13 protein-coding genes are annotated in these 16444 nt (G+C 59.0%); 11 read left to right on the top strand and 2 right to left on the bottom strand.

Annotated features, from left to right (window positions below; translation table 11 throughout):
• Positions 1-37: 37 nt before the first annotated feature.
• Positions 38-1711 carry a DNA repair protein RecN gene (gene recN / locus CAF90_RS18420; protein WP_085608031.1) on the bottom strand — a complete coding sequence of 558 codons (1674 nt, stop codon included), beginning with the start codon at positions 1709-1711 and terminating at the stop codon, positions 38-40.
• 240 nt (positions 1712-1951) lie between these two features.
• Between recN and grpE the strand changes: the two genes are divergently transcribed.
• The 8 genes from grpE to CAF90_RS18460 all read left to right on the top strand — a co-directional run bounded on the left by grpE (position 1952) and on the right by CAF90_RS18460 (position 12425).
• Positions 1952-2521, top strand: coding sequence for a nucleotide exchange factor GrpE (gene grpE, locus CAF90_RS18425; protein ID WP_085608032.1), 570 nt, complete (start codon positions 1952-1954; stop codon positions 2519-2521).
• Positions 2522-2623: 102 nt separating this feature from the next.
• Entirely contained in the window at positions 2624-4540 is a 1917-nt protein-coding gene (gene dnaK / locus CAF90_RS18430; RefSeq protein ID WP_085608033.1) for a molecular chaperone DnaK, read from the top strand.
• A 297-nt stretch (positions 4541-4837) separates the two neighbouring features.
• Positions 4838-5962 (top strand): molecular chaperone DnaJ, encoded by a 1125-nt coding sequence (dnaJ, locus tag CAF90_RS18435; protein WP_085608034.1) that lies wholly within the window; start codon positions 4838-4840, stop codon positions 5960-5962.
• 9 nt (positions 5963-5971) lie between these two features.
• Entirely contained in the window at positions 5972-6778 is an 807-nt protein-coding gene (gene dapB, locus CAF90_RS18440; RefSeq protein ID WP_007953764.1) for a 4-hydroxy-tetrahydrodipicolinate reductase, read from the top strand.
• A gap of 256 nt (positions 6779-7034) precedes the next feature.
• On the top strand, positions 7035-8171 hold the full coding sequence (carA, locus tag CAF90_RS18445) for a glutamine-hydrolyzing carbamoyl-phosphate synthase small subunit (RefSeq protein WP_007953761.1): 1137 nt from the start codon (positions 7035-7037) through the stop codon (positions 8169-8171).
• Between the two features lie 126 nt (positions 8172-8297).
• Entirely contained in the window at positions 8298-11519 is a 3222-nt protein-coding gene (carB, locus tag CAF90_RS18450; protein WP_007953758.1) for a carbamoyl-phosphate synthase large subunit, read from the top strand.
• Positions 11516-11992 carry a transcription elongation factor GreA gene (gene greA, locus CAF90_RS18455; RefSeq protein ID WP_007953757.1) on the top strand — a complete coding sequence of 159 codons (477 nt, stop codon included), beginning with the start codon at positions 11516-11518 and terminating at the stop codon, positions 11990-11992. The genes carB and greA overlap by 4 nt, the downstream gene beginning before the upstream one ends.
• 28 nt (positions 11993-12020) lie before the next feature.
• Positions 12021-12425: an MFS transporter gene (locus tag CAF90_RS18460; RefSeq protein ID WP_085608035.1), complete on the top strand. Its 405-nt coding sequence runs from the start codon at positions 12021-12023 to the stop codon at positions 12423-12425.
• Positions 12426-12434: 9 nt separating this feature from the next.
• On the opposite strand, the gene CAF90_RS18465 is transcribed toward CAF90_RS18460, so the two are convergent.
• Positions 12435-12743 carry a YhbY family RNA-binding protein gene (locus CAF90_RS18465; protein WP_007953753.1) on the bottom strand — a complete coding sequence of 103 codons (309 nt, stop codon included), beginning with the start codon at positions 12741-12743 and terminating at the stop codon, positions 12435-12437.
• Positions 12744-12844: 101 nt separating this feature from the next.
• Between CAF90_RS18465 and rlmE the strand changes: the two genes are divergently transcribed.
• The 3 genes from rlmE to folP all read left to right on the top strand — a co-directional run bounded on the left by rlmE (position 12845) and on the right by folP (position 16444).
• The gene (gene rlmE, locus CAF90_RS18470) at positions 12845-13474 is read left to right on the top strand and encodes a 23S rRNA (uridine(2552)-2'-O)-methyltransferase RlmE (protein ID WP_007953751.1); all 630 of its coding nucleotides are present in this window, start codon (positions 12845-12847) and stop codon (positions 13472-13474) included.
• A gap of 202 nt (positions 13475-13676) precedes the next feature.
• The gene (ftsH, locus tag CAF90_RS18475) at positions 13677-15584 is read left to right on the top strand and encodes an ATP-dependent zinc metalloprotease FtsH (RefSeq protein WP_011332403.1); all 1908 of its coding nucleotides are present in this window, start codon (positions 13677-13679) and stop codon (positions 15582-15584) included.
• 8 nt (positions 15585-15592) lie between these two features.
• A complete protein-coding gene (folP, locus tag CAF90_RS18480) occupies positions 15593-16444 on the top strand; it encodes a dihydropteroate synthase (RefSeq protein ID WP_085608036.1) in 852 nt (283 codons plus the stop codon).

Here is a 16444-nt window from a genome sequence, read left to right on the forward strand (position 1 = left end):
GGCGACCCAAGGGTCGCCTTCGTGCTTTCTGCGGTGCTTAAACTTTTGCGGTAACGACCATCTTTTTCGCGTGCGCCAAGGACTCTTTGGTCAGATCGATGCCGCCAAGCATCCGCGCGACTTCTTCTATACGGTCATTCTTGCTCAGCTTCGAAACGGCTGTGTGAGTCGCCTGCTCGCCTCGCACCTTGTGCACGAACAGATGTTGATGCCCCTGAGCCGCGACTTGTGGCAAGTGCGTGACCGTCAGTACCTGTCCGCGATCTCCGAGGCGACGCAACAACTGGCCGACGATTTCGGCCGTCGGACCGCCAATGCCCACGTCCACTTCGTCGAACACCAGCGTCGGTACGCGAGAGGTCTGGGCGGTAATCACCTGGATGGCCAGGCTGATCCGTGACAGCTCACCGCCGGACGCCACTTTGGCCAGTGCCTTCAAGGGTTGACCCGGGTTGGCGCTGACCAGCAGCTCGACCTGTTCCAGGCCATTGGGTTGCAGTTCGCTGCTGTTGTTGGCGCGCAATTCGATGGTGAAACGACCGCCGGGCATGCCCAGACGCTGAATCTCTTGCTCCACCGCGCTGGCCAGACTGCCGGCCGCCTGATGGCGCAGCTCGCTCAGCTCCCGGGCCTTTTCCTGATAGTGGCGGGCATAGGATGCGAGTTCTTCGGCGAGGCGTTCGATGGATTCATCGTTGGCGTCCAGGGCTTCGATTTCGTCGAGCAGTTTCTGCTGCATCTCCGCCACTTCGGTCGGCTGAATACGGTGTTTGCGTGCCAGTGTGTAGATGGAGTCCAGACGTTCTTCCAAATATTGAAGGCGCGCCGGATCGGCATCGAAGTTGTCGAGAAAGCGATTGAGTTCGCCAACGGCTTCTTCGACCTGGATCTGCGCGCTGGTCAGCAGGCTGCTCGCCTCACCCAGCGCGCCGACCGAGTTGTTCACGCTCGACAGGCGATTGAGGCTGGCCGTCAGGGCATTCAGCACGTTGCCGGAATCGCTTTCACTGCATTGCTCGACCACTTGTCGGCAAATACCGAGCAGGGTTTCGGCGTTGGTCAGGTTCTTGTGTTCCTGCTCCAGTTCTTCCAGCTCGTTTTCACCGAGTCCAAGGTTTTCCAGTTCTTCGAGCTGGTAGCTGAGCAGTTGATGGCGCGCGCGCTGTTCGTCGCCGGAGTTGGATAGGCGTTCCAGCTCCTGACGAGTCTGGCGCCAGCGCTGGGCGGCCAGATGCACCTGTCGCGCCAGATCGGTGGCCCCGGCGTACTCGTCGAGCAGGCGCCGGTGGGTGTCGGTCTTGAGCAGGGATTGGTGTTCGTGCTGACTGTGGATGTCGATCAGCAGCTCGCCGAGCGCCTTGAGATCGCCGAGCGGGCAGGGCGTGCCATTTATATAGCCACGTGAGCGACCTTCGGAAGTGATGACCCGGCGCAGGATGCACGGGCCGTCGATTTCCAGGTCGCGTTCCGCCAGCCAGGCACTGGCCTCGGGGATGTCGGCCAGATCGAAGGTCGCCAGGATGTCGGCCTTGTCGGCACCCGGTCGAACCACGCCGCTGTCGGCGCGATCACCGAGCGTCAGGCCCAGGGCGTCGAGCATGATCGACTTGCCGGCGCCGGTTTCCCCGGTAATCACGCTCATGCCGCGATCGAGTTCGAGATCGAGATGTTCAACGATGGCGTAGTTGTGTACGGACAGGTGCACCAGCATAAAGGCCGCTCCCAGGCTTCAGGTCTGGTTATTTATACAGTGTTTTGTTTCGGACTGACAATGCCCTCGCTCAGGTCGATGGGGATGATCCGATCAAATGCTTATCGCGCCCGGGAATGACAATGCAGCACTTTTTTGTAGGGTTAATCGTTGTCAGCCCTTGAAGCCTGATTTTGCGGCCCCATATACCGGGGCAGAAGCGCGAATCGAACTCGCGGACGATATTGAAAGGAGAATTCTATGGCTGACGAACAGACAGTAGATACGCAAAATCCAGAAGCCAATCAGGCGCCCGAGACTTCGGGTGATGACCTGGCGACCCGTGTACAAGTGCTCGAAGAGCAATTGGCCGCCGCGCAGGATCAATCGCTGCGCGTAGCTGCCGATCTGCAGAACGTCCGCCGCCGTGCCGAGCAGGATGTCGAGAAGGCGCACAAGTTTGCGCTGGAAAAATTCGCCGGCGACCTGCTGCCGATCGTCGACAGCCTGGAGCGCGGCCTCGAGCTGTCGAACCCGGATGACGAGAGCATCCGTCCGATGCGCGAAGGCATCGAGCTGACCCTGAAAATGTTTCACGACACCCTCACGCGCTATCAGCTTGTCGCTGTAGCCCCGCAGGAAGGTGAGCAGTTCAACCCCGTGGAACATCAGGCAATGGCCACGCAGGAAAGTGATGTCCTGGAACCGAACAGCATTCTGAAGGTGTTCCAGAAGGGCTACCAGCTCAACGGTCGCTTGCTGCGTCCGGCGATGGTCGTGGTCAGCAAGGCGCCGGCGCCAGTTTCGCCTTCGATTGACGAGAAGGCTTGAAATTAGCCGTAAGGCCCCCATTTAGAAGTCAAGCGTTTAAGTATTACCGCAGTTAGCCACCACTGCTGCGGCAAAAAAATCCAAAGTTTCGGGAGAGTGAACATGGGCAAAATTATCGGTATCGACCTGGGGACTACCAACTCCTGCGTCTCCGTGCTGGAAAACGGCGTAGCCAAAGTTATTGAGAACGCTGAAGGCGCGCGTACCACGCCGTCAATCATCGCTTACGCCAACGATGGTGAAATCCTGGTGGGTCAGTCCGCCAAGCGTCAGGCTGTGACCAACCCGCACAACACACTGTTCGCGGTGAAGCGCCTGATCGGCCGCCGCTTCGACGAAGAAGTCGTGCAGAAAGACATCAAGCTGGTGCCTTACAAAATCGTCAAGGCCAACAATGGTGACGCTTGGGTCGAGGCCTCCGGCAAGCAGATGGCTCCGCCGCAAATCAGCGCCGAAGTCCTGAAGAAGATGAAGAAGACCGCCGAAGACTACCTCGGCGAAGCGGTGACCGAAGCGGTGATCACCGTTCCGGCCTACTTCAACGACAGTCAGCGTCAGGCAACTAAAGATGCTGGCCGCATCGCCGGTCTGGACGTAAAACGTATTATCAACGAACCAACCGCAGCTGCTCTGGCTTACGGCATGGACAAGGCCAAGGGCGATCACACCGTGATCGTTTACGACCTGGGTGGTGGTACCTTCGACGTTTCCGTGATCGAAATCGCTGAAGTTGACGGCGAGCACCAGTTCGAAGTACTGGCCACCAACGGTGATACCTTCCTGGGTGGTGAAGACTTCGACATGCGTCTGATCGACTACCTCGTCGACGAGTTCAAGAAAGAGTCCGGCATGGACCTGAAGAACGACCCTCTGGCCCTGCAGCGTCTGAAAGAAGCCGCTGAGAAAGCCAAGATCGAGCTGTCTTCTTCTCAGTCGACCGACGTCAACCTGCCGTACATCACAGCAGATGCGACTGGTCCTAAGCACCTGAACGTGAAGATCTCTCGTGCCAAGCTCGAGTCGCTGGTCGAAGATCTGGTGAACCGTACCATCGAGCCATGCCGTATTGCTCTGAAGGACGCCGGTATCGACGCCAGCAAAATTGACGACGTGATTCTGGTTGGTGGTCAGACTCGTATGCCACTGGTGCAGAAGGCAGTTACCGATTTCTTCGGTAAAGAAGCACGTAAAGACGTGAACCCGGACGAAGCCGTTGCCATGGGTGCTGCTATCCAGGGCGCCGTTCTGGCCGGTGACGTGAAAGACGTTCTGCTGCTCGACGTCAGCCCGCTGACCCTGGGTATCGAAACCATGGGTGGTGTGATGACCGCGCTGATCGAGAAAAACACCACGATTCCTACCAAGAAATCGCAAGTGTTCTCGACTGCCGACGACAACCAGGGCGCCGTGACCATTCACGTCCTGCAAGGCGAGCGCAAGCAAGCCGCACAGAACAAGTCCCTGGGCAAGTTCGACCTGGCCGAAATTCCACCAGCTCCACGCGGTGTGCCACAGATCGAAGTGACCTTCGACATCGACGCCAACGGCATCCTGCATGTCGGCGCGAAAGACAAGGCGACCGGTAAAGAGCAGAAGATCACCATCAAGGCCAACTCCGGTCTGTCGGATGAAGAAATCCAGAAGATGGTGCGCGACGCCGAGCTGAACGCCGAAGAGGACCGCAAGTTCGAAGAGCTGGCCGCTGCCCGTAACCAGGGTGATGCACTGGTTCACTCGACTCGCAAGATGATCGCTGACGCTGGCGACAAAGTGACTGCAGAAGAGAAGGCTGCAATCGAAGCGGCCGTGGTTGCCCTGGAAGCTGCCGTCAAAGGCGACGACAAGGCTGCCATCGACGCCAAGGTTGAAGAGCTGTCGAAAGTCTCTGCGCCGGTTGCCCAGAAGATGTACGCCGAACAGGCTCAGCCTGCTGAAGGCGCGGCACCGCACGACGAGAAAGCTGAAAAGGCTGACGATGTTGTCGATGCCGAGTTCGAAGAAGTCAAAGACCACAAGTAAGTTGTTGGTCGGCCGGTTGACTGCCTTTGGGCACTGACTGGTAGGATGTCGCCGCGCGGGAGCTTGCTCCCGCGTTGGCGTATCTGGAATACGCGAATTTTTACAGCATGCGACAAGGTTCGGATGCTGGTGGTATGGCCGAAGATGCTCCTGCTTTTCGCGCCGAAAGTACCGCATGAATCAAAGACCAGGATCGTTGAATTGACGTGAGTTGGGTCCGGGCCTGTATTGGGGCTCAACGAGTTTGGCGAAGCTCAGGAGGGGTTTGCCGAACGTCCTCAAGAGTATGAAGAACTTATGGCTAAGCGTGACTATTACGAAGTGTTGGGTGTTGAGCGCGGCTCAAGCGAAGCAGACCTGAAAAAGGCCTATCGCCGTCTGGCGATGAAGCATCACCCGGACCGTAATCCCGATGACAAAGCGTCGGAAGAGCTGTTCAAAGAGGCCAACGAAGCCTACGAAGTGCTGTCCGATTCCAGCAAGCGTGCAGCGTACGACCAGTACGGTCATGCCGGTGTCGATCCGAGCATGGGTGGTGGCGGTGCAGGCTTCGGCGGTCAGAACTTCTCCGACATCTTCGGTGATGTCTTCAGTGACTTCTTCGGTGGCGGTCGCGGCGGTTCCCGTGGCGGCGCCCAGCGTGGCAGCGATTTGCGCTACACCCTGGAGCTGAACCTGGAAGAAGCGGTGCGCGGTACTACCGTGAATATCCGCGTTCCGACACTGGTCAACTGCAAGCCATGCGATGGCTCGGGCGCGAAGAAAGGCTCGTCGCCTTCGACTTGCCCGACTTGCGGCGGCATCGGTCAGGTGCGCATGCAGCAAGGCTTCTTTTCGGTGCAGCAGACCTGCCCGCGTTGCCATGGCCAGGGCAAGATCATTTCCGATCCGTGCGATTCCTGCCGCGGTGACGGTCGCGTTGAAGAGTACAAAACCCTTTCCGTCAAAGTGCCGGCCGGTGTCGACACTGGCGACCGCATTCGTCTGTCCGGCGAGGGCGAAGCGGGCACTCAGGGTGGCCCGACCGGCGACCTGTACGTGGTTATCAACGTCCGCGAGCACGACATCTTTCAGCGTGACGGTAAGCACCTGTTCTGCGAAGTGCCGATCAGCTTCGTCGACGCAGCCCTGGGTGGCGAGCTGGAAATTCCGACCCTCGACGGTCGCGTCAAACTGAAGATTCCGGAAGGGACTCAGACCGGCAAGCAGTTCCGCGTACGCGGCAAAGGCGTTGCGCCAGTGCGTGGCGGTGGCGCGGGCGACCTGATGTGCCGTGTGGCCGTCGAGACGCCGGTCAATCTGAACCGTCGTCAGCGTGAACTGCTGGAAGAGTTCCGCAGCTCCCTGGCGGATGACAACAGCCATTCCCCGAAAACCACCGGTTGGTTCGACGGTGTGAAACGCTTCTTCGGCGATCTGTAAGGAGACGGCATGCGACGTATAGCTGTGATGGGCGCTGCCGGGCGCATGGGCAAGATTCTGGTCGAGGCGGTGCAGCAACGCGCGCCACTGACCGGTCTGACGGCCGCGATTGTCCGCCCTGGCAGTACGCTGATCGGTGTGGATGCCGGTGAGCTGGCTTCGCTGGGTCGAATCGGCGTGCCGCTGTCCGGGAATCTGGAATCGGTGGCGGAAGAGTTCGATGTGTTGATCGACTTCACCCTGCCAGAAGTCATGCTGAAAAACCTGGCCTTCTGCCGCAAGGCCGGCAAGGCGATGGTGATCGGCACGACCGGGCTGGACGCTGCGCAGAAGCAGCTGCTGGCCGAGGCGGGCAAGGATATTCCGATCGTGTTCGCGGCCAACTTCAGTGTCGGCGTCAACCTGTCGCTGAAGCTGCTCGATATGGCGGCGCGGGTGTTGGCGGAAGATGCGGACATCGAAATCATCGAAGCTCATCACCGGCACAAGATCGATGCGCCGTCGGGTACGGCCCTGCGCATGGGTGAAGTGATCGCCAATGCGCTGGATCGTGATCTGCAGAAAGTCGCGGTCTATGGTCGTGAAGGCCACACCGGTGCTCGTGAGCGTGAAACCATCGGCTTCGCCACTGTTCGCGGCGGTGATGTGGTGGGCGATCACACGGTGCTGTTCGCCTGTGAAGGTGAGCGTCTGGAGATCACGCACAAGGCTTCGAGCCGCATGACGTTCGCCAAGGGCGCGGTGCGTGCGGCGTTGTGGCTGGATGCTCGCGAGCCTGGTTTGTACGACATGCAGGACGTGCTCGACCTGCATTGAGATGTTCTGAAGCCGGCGCAAACGCCCTGTTTGTGCCGGTTTTGCTCCGCCGAGCGACGCCCTGTCGCATTCTCCGGCCTTTCGGCCTCATTGGCGGTAGACCAAAAATCCCTTTTTCTGTAAGCTACAGCTTTAGTGTGTCCACTAAAAGCGCGCAGAATAATTCAGTGAAGAAGCGGGGTGACGTGTCCATACGTCACTCCGCTTTTTTACAACCTGCGATTGCCCTTTCATGCGTTATTTACGGGAGGTCTTCTTGACTAAGCCAGCCATACTCGCCCTTGCTGATGGCAGCATTTTTCGCGGCGAAGCCATTGGAGCCGACGGTCAGACCGTTGGTGAGGTGGTGTTCAACACCGCAATGACCGGCTATCAGGAAATCCTTACCGATCCTTCCTACGCCCAACAGATCGTTACCCTGACTTACCCGCACATCGGCAACACCGGCACCACGCCGGAAGACGCCGAGTCCGACCGCGTCTGGTCCGCTGGCCTGGTCATCCGTGACCTGCCGCTGGTAGCGAGCAACTGGCGTAACACGATGTCCCTGTCCGATTACCTGAAAGCCAACAATGTTGTGGCGATCGCCGGTATCGACACCCGCCGCCTGACCCGCATCCTGCGTGAAAAAGGCGCACAGAACGGCTGCATCATGGCCGGCGACAACATCTCCGAAGAAGCGGCCATCGCCGCGGCGCAAGGCTTCCCGGGCCTGAAGGGCATGGACCTGGCGAAAGTCGTCAGCACCAAGACCCAATACGAATGGCGCTCCACTGTCTGGGATCTGAAAACCGATAGCCACGCGACCATCGAAGCCTCCGAGCTGCCATACCACGTGGTTGCCTACGACTACGGCGTCAAGGTCAACATCCTGCGCATGCTGGTCGAGCGCGGCTGCCGCGTCACTGTCGTTCCGGCACAAACCCCGGCTGCCGACGTACTGGCTCTGAAACCGGACGGCGTGTTCCTGTCCAACGGCCCTGGTGATCCGGAGCCATGTGACTACGCGATCAAGGCAATCAAGGAAGTGCTGGAAACCGAAATTCCGGTCTTCGGCATCTGCCTCGGTCACCAGCTGCTGGCTCTGGCCTCCGGCGCCAAGACCCTGAAAATGGGCCACGGTCACCACGGTGCCAACCACCCGGTTCAGGATCTGGACACTGGCGTCGTGATGATCACCAGCCAGAACCACGGTTTTGCGGTAGACGAAGAAACCCTGCCAGCCAACGTCCGCGCGATCCACAAATCGCTGTTCGACGGCACCCTGCAAGGTATCGAACGCACCGACAAGAGCGCGTTCAGCTTCCAGGGTCACCCTGAAGCGAGCCCGGGCCCGAACGATGTGGCCCCTCTGTTTGACCGCTTCATCAACGAGATGGCCAAGCGACGCTAAGCGCTCGCCTTGAGACTGTAGCGAGAAGCCCCTCGAGGGCGGCCCCGGATCCGGCGGCCCCCTCGGGACTTCAGAAATCGATCAAGACGGCTTGCCGACTGACCTGCGGATTTGAGTGACAAACCCATGCCAAAACGTACAGACATTAAAAGCATCCTGATTCTCGGCGCTGGCCCGATCGTTATCGGCCAGGCCTGCGAATTCGACTACTCCGGCGCCCAGGCCTGTAAAGCCCTGCGCGAAGAGGGTTACCGCGTCATCCTGGTGAACTCCAACCCGGCCACCATCATGACCGACCCGGACATGGCCGACGCGACCTACATCGAGCCGATCAAGTGGCAGACCGTTGCCAAGATCATCGAAAAAGAGCGTCCGGATGCCGTGCTGCCAACCATGGGCGGCCAGACTGCTCTGAACTGCGCCCTGGACCTGGAGCGCGAAGGCGTTCTGGAGAAGTTCGGCGTAGAGATGATCGGTGCTAACGCCGACACCATCGACAAGGCTGAAGACCGTTCGCGTTTCGACAAGGCGATGAAAGCCATCGGCCTGGAATGCCCGCGTTCCGGTATCGCCCACAGCATGGAAGAAGCCAACGCGGTGCTCGAGCGCCTGGGCTTCCCATGCATCATCCGTCCGTCCTTCACCATGGGCGGCACCGGTGGCGGTATCGCTTACAACCGTGAAGAGTTCGAAGAAATCTGTGCCCGTGGTCTGGACCTGTCGCCAACCAAGGAACTGCTGATCGACGAATCCCTGATCGGCTGGAAAGAATATGAAATGGAAGTTGTCCGCGACAAAAAGGACAACTGCATCATCGTCTGCTCGATCGAAAACTTCGACCCGATGGGCGTGCACACCGGTGACTCGATCACTGTTGCCCCGGCTCAGACCCTGACCGACAAGGAATACCAGATCCTGCGCAACGCCTCGCTGGCGGTACTGCGCGAGATCGGCGTCGAGACCGGCGGTTCCAACGTTCAGTTCGGTATCTGCCCGGACACCGGCCGCATGGTCGTGATCGAAATGAACCCGCGTGTATCCCGCTCGTCGGCTCTGGCCTCGAAAGCCACCGGTTTCCCGATCGCCAAGATCGCGGCCAAGCTGGCCGTCGGTTACACCCTCGACGAACTGCAGAACGACATCACCGGCGGCCGTACCCCGGCGTCCTTCGAGCCGTCCATCGACTACGTCGTGACCAAGCTCCCGCGCTTCGCTTTCGAGAAGTTCGCCAACGCTGACGCGCGCCTGACCACTCAGATGAAGTCGGTCGGTGAAGTCATGGCCATCGGCCGTACCTTCCAGGAATCCCTGCAGAAAGCCCTGCGCGGTCTGGAAGTGGGCGTTTGCGGTCTGGACGAGAAAGTCGACCTGAGCAACCCGGAAAGCATGAGCGTGCTCAAGCGCGAGCTGACCGTGCCGGGCGCCGAGCGTATCTGGTACGTGGCGGACGCTTTCCGCGCCGGCATGACCGTCGAAGAAATCTTCGGCATGAACATGATCGATCCGTGGTTCCTGGTACAGATCGAAGATCTGATCAAGGACGAAGAGAAGGTCAAGACCCTGGGTCTGTCCGCTATCGACCGCGACCTGATGTACAAGCTCAAGCGCAAAGGTTTCTCCGACCAGCGTCTGGCCAAGCTGCTGGGCGTCACCGAGAAAAACCTGCGCACTCACCGCCACAAGCTGGAAGTGTTCCCGGTCTACAAGCGCGTCGACACCTGCGCGGCCGAGTTCGCCACCGACACCGCCTACCTGTACTCGACCTACGAGGAAGAGTGCGAAGCTGCGCCGTCCGGTCGCGACAAGATCATCATCCTCGGCGGTGGCCCGAACCGTATCGGTCAGGGCATCGAGTTCGACTACTGCTGCGTACACGCGGCACTGGCGCTGCGCGATGACGGTTACGAGACCATCATGGTCAACTGCAACCCGGAAACCGTTTCCACTGACTACGACACTTCCGACCGTCTGTACTTCGAACCAGTGACCCTGGAAGACGTGCTGGAAATCTGCCGCGTCGAGAAGCCGAAAGGCGTGATCGTGCAGTACGGTGGCCAGACTCCTCTGAAACTGGCTCGCGCCCTGGAAGCAGCCGGCGTGCCGATTATCGGCACCAGCCCTGACGCCATCGACCGTGCCGAAGACCGTGAGCGCTTCCAGCAAATGGTTGAGCGCCTGAACCTGCGTCAGCCGCCAAACGCCACCGTGCGCAGCGAAGACGAAGCCGTTCGCGCTGCCGCGAAGATCGGTTACCCGCTGGTGGTGCGTCCGTCCTACGTATTGGGCGGCCGGGCGATGGAAATCGTCTACAAGGAAGAAGAACTCAAGCGTTACCTGCGTGACGCGGTGCAAGTGTCGAACGACAGCCCGGTGCTGCTCGACCACTTCCTCAACTGTGCCATCGAGATGGACGTGGACGCGGTCTGCGACGGCAAGGACGTAGTGATCGGCGCGATCATGCAGCACATCGAACAGGCGGGCGTTCACTCCGGTGACTCCGCGTGCTCGCTGCCGCCGTACTCGCTGCCGGCGCACATCCAGGACGAGATGCGCGAACAGGTCAAGAAAATGGCCCTGGAACTGGGCGTGGTCGGCCTGATGAACGTTCAGTTGGCGCTGCAAGGCGAAGACATCTACGTCATCGAAGTCAACCCGCGTGCTTCCCGTACCGTACCGTTCGTGTCGAAGTGCATCGGTGTTTCCCTGGCGATGATCGCGGCTCGCGTGATGGCCGGTAAAACCCTGAAGGAAATCGGCTTCACCAAGGAAATCATTCCGAACTTCTACAGCGTGAAAGAGGCGGTGTTCCCATTCGCCAAATTCCCTGGCGTTGACCCGATCCTCGGCCCAGAGATGAAGTCCACCGGTGAAGTGATGGGCGTCGGCGACACCTTCGGCGAAGCCTTTGCCAAAGCCCAGATGGGTGCCAGCGAAGTGCTGCCGACCGGCGGTACCGCATTCATCAGCGTACGCGACGATGACAAGCCGCTGGTTGCAGGCGTGGCTCGTGATCTGATCAACTTGGGCTTCGAAGTCGTCGCCACTGCCGGCACTGCCAAGCTGATCGAAGCCGCAGGTCTGAAAGTGCGTCGCGTGAACAAGGTGACCGAGGGTCGTCCGCACGTGGTCGACATGATCAAGAATGACGAAGTCACCCTGATCATCAACACCACCGAAGGTCGCCAGTCGATCGCCGATTCCTATTCCATTCGCCGTAACGCCTTGCAGCACAAGATTTACTGCACCACCACCATTGCTGCTGGCGAAGCTATCTGTGAAGCGCTGAAGTTCGGTCCCGAGAAGACCGTGCGCCGCTTGCAGGATCTACACGCAGGATTGAAGGCATGAATAAATACCCAATGACCGTCCAGGGCTCCAAAGCCCTGGAAGAAGAGCATGCTCACCTGACCAAGGTCGTTCGTCCGAAGCTCAGCCAGGACATCGGTACGGCCCGCGAGTTGGGTGACTTGAAAGAAAACGCTGAATACCATGCCGCGCGCGAACAGCAAGGCATGGTCGAGGCGCGGATCCGTGATATCGAAGGTCGCCTGCAGAACGCGGTGATCATCGATGTGACGACCATTCCGCACACCGGCAAAGTGATTTTCGGCACTACCGTCGAAATCGCCAACGTCGAGACTGATGAAAGCGTCACTTACCAGATCGTGGGTGAGGATGAGGCGGACATCAAACTCGGCAAGATTTCGGTCGGCTCGCCGATCGCTCGCGCCTTGATTGCCAAGGAAGAGGGCGATACGGTCGTCGTGAAAACGCCAGGTGGCGATATCGAGTACGAGATTGTCGAAGTCCGTCACATCTGAGGGTGGGCGCCCGCTGCATGCGGGCGCGATGCTCTGGCAACTGGCCCAGATGTTGTGGGTCGGTGGCCTGTGGTTGGTACATCTCGGTCTGCGGCCGGTGCTGGGTCAAATTGGCCTGGCGCCGCTGCTGATCGATGAGGTTGCAAGTACGTTTGAACTGGCGGTGGTGGGTTTTGCCGTCGCGTGCGTGATATTTCAGGCTTTGGTGCTGTTACAGGCCGAGGGCCTTGCCAGTCTATGGCGGGATTTTCGCGGGCAGGTGTTGCTGATGGCGTTGTATGCGTGTGCGATGTTTGTCGCAGTGCGTGTCGGCTGGCCGGATGCGCAGCGCTGGCAGGTGTTCAGCTTTCTTGTGTTGGGTTTTTCCGGGTTGGTGCTGGTATTGCAGCCGGTGCCGGGATGGAGTGGCAGGGTGCGCGAAGCACACCCTTGACCCTTGCCATCACTTGAAGCGATGGACGTTCGACAGCTGCTTGTTGACGCTGAAGTTCTTGCGGTAAATCAGTGCCATCTTGCCGATGACTTGAACCAGATCGGCCTTGCCGGTCTTGCACAGCTCTGCAACGGACGCCAGGCGCGCCTCGCGATCGAGGATGTTGAGCTTGATCTTGATCAGTTCGTGATCTGCCAATGCGCGTTCGAGTTCGGCTAAAACACCCTCAGTCAAACCGTTGTCAGCCACAGTCAGAACTGGTTTCAGGTGGTGGCCAATGGATTTGTACTGTTTCTTCTGCTCTGGAGTGAGCGGCATAATCTGACCCTTTCGTCTGGATTCTGTAAAATGGCGGCCATTTTACCCGAGGGCTCGTGGATCCGCCCAATTAATCACGACCCTAATCAACGAGGTGCCCAATGGCGCGTTCCAAGACAAGCCTTGGTTGGCTGAAAAGACATGTCAATGATCCCTATGTGAAGCAAGCGCAGAAGGATGGCTACCGCTCGCGTGCGAGTTACAAGCTTCTGGAGATCCAGGAGAAATACAAACTGATCCGTCCGGGCATGAACGTCGTCGACCTCGGCGCGGCGCCTGGCGGCTGGTCGCAGGTCACCAGCCGGCTGATCGGTGGTCAGGGGCGATTGATCGCCTCGGACATCCTGGAAATGGACAGCATTCCGGACGTGACTTTCATTCAGGGTGACTTCACCGAGGATGCAGTGCTCGCTCAGATCCTTGAGGCTGTGGGTAATTCGCAGGTAGACCTTGTGATTTCCGATATGGCCCCCAATATGAGTGGTACGCCTGAAGTGGACATGCCAAAAGCCATGTTCCTTTGCGAGCTGGCGCTCGATCTGGCGGAGCGGATACTCAAGCCGGGTGGCAATTTCGTGATCAAGATTTTTCAGGGCGAAGGGTTCGATGTTTACCTGAAGGACGCTCGCAAGAAGTTCGACAAGATCCAGATGATCAAGCCGGACTCCTCTCGTGGCAGCTCTCGCGAGCAGTACATGCTGGCTTGGGGCTACCGCGGTCGTAGCGAGTAAAACGAGGTTTTTTGGCGGGGTGATAGGTTTTTCGTATTTCGCCCCGCGCGCATAAGCGAATATTGTGTAGAAAGTGTTTCACAAAGGGTTACAGACGGCGCCTGCCAGAGCTGTAGGTAATGTAGTAAGTTAGGCCGGTGAATATCATGCGAAGCGCGCGCCAGTAGCGGAGCTTGCTTCAGAGGGTAGTTAATTGAACGATATGGCAAAGAATCTGATCCTGTGGTTGATCATCGCGGCTGTCCTGGTGACGGTGATGAACAACTTCTCCAGCCCTAACGAGCCGCAGACCCTCAACTATTCCGACTTCATCCAGCAGGTCAAGGATGGCAAGGTCGAACGCGTGGCCGTCGACGGCTATGTGATTACCGGCAAACGCAACGATGGCGACAGCTTCAAGACCATTCGTCCGGCAATCCAGGACAATGGCCTGATCGGCGATCTGGTCGACAACCACGTTGTTGTCGAAGGCAAGCAGCCTGAGCAGCAAAGCATCTGGACCCAGCTTCTGGTGGCCAGCTTCCCGATCCTGGTGATCATCGCGGTGTTCATGTTCTTCATGCGCCAGATGCAGGGCGGTGCGGGCGGCAAGGGCGGGCCGATGAGCTTTGGCAAGAGCAAGGCGCGTCTGCTGTCCGAAGATCAGGTGAAAACCACCCTGGCTGACGTTGCCGGTTGCGACGAAGCCAAGGAAGAAGTGGGCGAGTTGGTCGAGTTCCTGCGTGATCCGGGCAAGTTCCAGCGTCTGGGCGGTCGTATTCCTCGCGGCGTGCTGATGGTCGGTCCTCCGGGTACCGGTAAAACCTTGCTGGCCAAGGCGATTGCCGGCGAAGCCAAGGTGCCGTTCTTCACCATTTCCGGTTCCGACTTCGTCGAAATGTTTGTCGGTGTCGGTGCCAGCCGCGTTCGTGACATGTTCGAACAGGCCAAGAAACACGCTCCATGCATCATCTTCATCGACGAGATCGACGCCGTTGGTCGCCATCGTGGCGCCGGCATGGGTGGCGGTCACGACGAGCGCGAACAGACTCTCAACCAGTTGCTGGTCGAGATGGACGGTTTCGAAATGAATGACGGCATCATCGTCATCGCTGCAACCAACCGTCCTGATGTACTGGACCCGGCTCTGCTGCGTCCGGGTCGTTTCGACCGTCAGGTGGTGGTCGGCTTGCCGGACATCCGTGGTCGCGAGCAGATCCTCAAGGTTCACATGCGTAAGGTGCCAATGGGTGACGATGTTGCTCCGGCCGTTATCGCGCGTGGTACTCCGGGCTTCTCCGGTGCCGATCTGGCGAACCTGGTCAACGAGGCTTCGCTGTTCGCTGCCCGTGCCGGCAAGCGAATCGTCGAAATGAAGGAATTCGAACTGGCCAAAGACAAGATTATGATGGGCGCCGAGCGCAAATCCATGGTCATGTCCGAGAAGGAAAAGCAGAACACCGCTTATCACGAGGCTGGCCACGCCATTGTTGGTCGCGTCGTGCCCGAGCATGATCCGGTCTACAAGGTGTCGATTATCCCGCGCGGTCGTGCGCTGGGTGTGACCATGTTCCTGCCGGAAGAAGATCGCTACAGCCTGTCCAAGCGTGCGTTGATCAGTCAGATCTGCTCGCTGTACGGCGGCCGCATTGCCGAAGAAATGACTTTGGGCTTTGATGGTGTGACGACTGGTGCCTCCAACGACATCATGCGTGCGAGTCAGATTGCGCGGAACATGGTGACCAAGTGGGGCCTGTCGGAAAAACTCGGTCCGTTGATGTACGCCGAAGAAGAGGGTGAAGTATTCCTCGGTCGCGGTGGTGGCGGTCAGAATGCCAGCTTCTCCGGTGAGACAGCCAAGCTGATCGACTCCGAAGTACGCAGCATCATCGATCAGTGCTACGGCACCGCCAAGCAGATCCTTACGGACAATCGCGACAAGCTCGATGCGATGGCGGATGCCCTGATGAAGTACGAGACGATCGATGCCGAGCAGATCGACGACATCATGGCCGGTCGTACACCTCGCGAGCCTCGCGACTGGTCGGGCGGTACCGGTACTGGCACGCCTCCTGTCATTCAGGGCGAGCGTCCGGAAACACCGATTGGCGGCCCGGCTGCCGACGTTTAAGGTTTGAAATGACTTCTGTACAGTCCCTGACCCGGTTGCCTTGCGGCAACCGGGTTCTTGATTTGGCCCGGACGCATGTCATGGGCATTCTCAATGTCACTCCCGATTCTTTTTCCGACGGTGGCCGATACAGCCAGCTCGATGCGGCCTTGCGTCATGCCGAAGCCATGGTTGCGGCGGGTGCAACGCTGATCGATGTGGGCGGGGAGTCAACCCGGCCCGGCGCGCGGGCGGTTTCTCCATTGGAGGAACTGGAGCGTGTCGCTCCCGTCGTCGAGCTGATCAACCGCGAACTGGATGTGGTCATATCGGTCGATACGTCCACTCCGGCGGTCATGCGCGAAACGGCGCGGTTGGGTGCCGGTTTGATCAACGACGTTCGTTCGCTACGGCGGGATGGCGCGCTGGATGCTGCTGCTGCCACCGGGTTGCCTGTATGCCTGATGCATATGCTCGGCGAGCCTGGCGACATGCAGGATGATCCGCGTTACCAGGATGTCACCCGGGAAGTGGGTGAGTTTCTTGCCGAACGCATGGCTCAGTGTGAGTTGGCAGGTATTCCGACCGAGCGGATCATTCTTGATCCGGGTTTCGGCTTCGCCAAAACCCTGCAGCACAATCTAAGCTTGTTCAAGCATATGGAAGCCCTGCATGCGCTGGGGCGGCCACTGTTGGTGGGCGTTTCGCGCAAAAGCATGATCGGTCATGCATTGAATCGCCCGGTGGGTGAGCGTCTATACGGTGGTTTGGCACTGGCTGCACTGGCGTCGGTGAAAGGTGCGCGTATATTGCGCGTCCATGATGTGGCGGAAACGGTGGACGTGGTGCGAATGCTCGCAGCCGTGGAATCAGCCGAATAA

It is taken from the genome of Pseudomonas sp. B37(2017) (assembly GCF_002112885.1).
GTDB classification, from domain to species: Bacteria; Pseudomonadota; Gammaproteobacteria; order Pseudomonadales; family Pseudomonadaceae; genus Aquipseudomonas; species Aquipseudomonas paraglycinae.

Bases quoted from the DNA above. Each gene is read 5' to 3' on its own strand.
- rlmE (WP_007953751.1), top strand. From the start codon at position 12,845: ATGGCGCGTTCCAAGACAAGCCTTGGTTGGCTGAAAAGACATGTCAAT.
- CAF90_RS18465 (WP_007953753.1), bottom strand. From the start codon at position 12,743: ATGCCGCTCACTCCAGAGCAGAAGAAACAGTACAAATCCATTGGCCAC.
- ftsH (WP_011332403.1), top strand. From the start codon at position 13,677: ATGGCAAAGAATCTGATCCTGTGGTTGATCATCGCGGCTGTCCTGGTG.
- carB (WP_007953758.1), top strand. From the start codon at position 8,298: ATGCCAAAACGTACAGACATTAAAAGCATCCTGATTCTCGGCGCTGGC.
- dapB (WP_007953764.1), top strand. From the start codon at position 5,972: ATGCGACGTATAGCTGTGATGGGCGCTGCCGGGCGCATGGGCAAGATT.
- recN (WP_085608031.1), bottom strand. From the start codon at position 1,711: ATGCTGGTGCACCTGTCCGTACACAACTACGCCATCGTTGAACATCTC.
- dnaK (WP_085608033.1), top strand. From the start codon at position 2,624: ATGGGCAAAATTATCGGTATCGACCTGGGGACTACCAACTCCTGCGTC.
- greA (WP_007953757.1), top strand. From the start codon at position 11,516: ATGAATAAATACCCAATGACCGTCCAGGGCTCCAAAGCCCTGGAAGAA.
- grpE (WP_085608032.1), top strand. From the start codon at position 1,952: ATGGCTGACGAACAGACAGTAGATACGCAAAATCCAGAAGCCAATCAG.
- dnaJ (WP_085608034.1), top strand. From the start codon at position 4,838: ATGGCTAAGCGTGACTATTACGAAGTGTTGGGTGTTGAGCGCGGCTCA.
- folP (WP_085608036.1), top strand. From the start codon at position 15,593: ATGACTTCTGTACAGTCCCTGACCCGGTTGCCTTGCGGCAACCGGGTT.
- CAF90_RS18460 (WP_085608035.1), top strand. From the start codon at position 12,021: ATGCTCTGGCAACTGGCCCAGATGTTGTGGGTCGGTGGCCTGTGGTTG.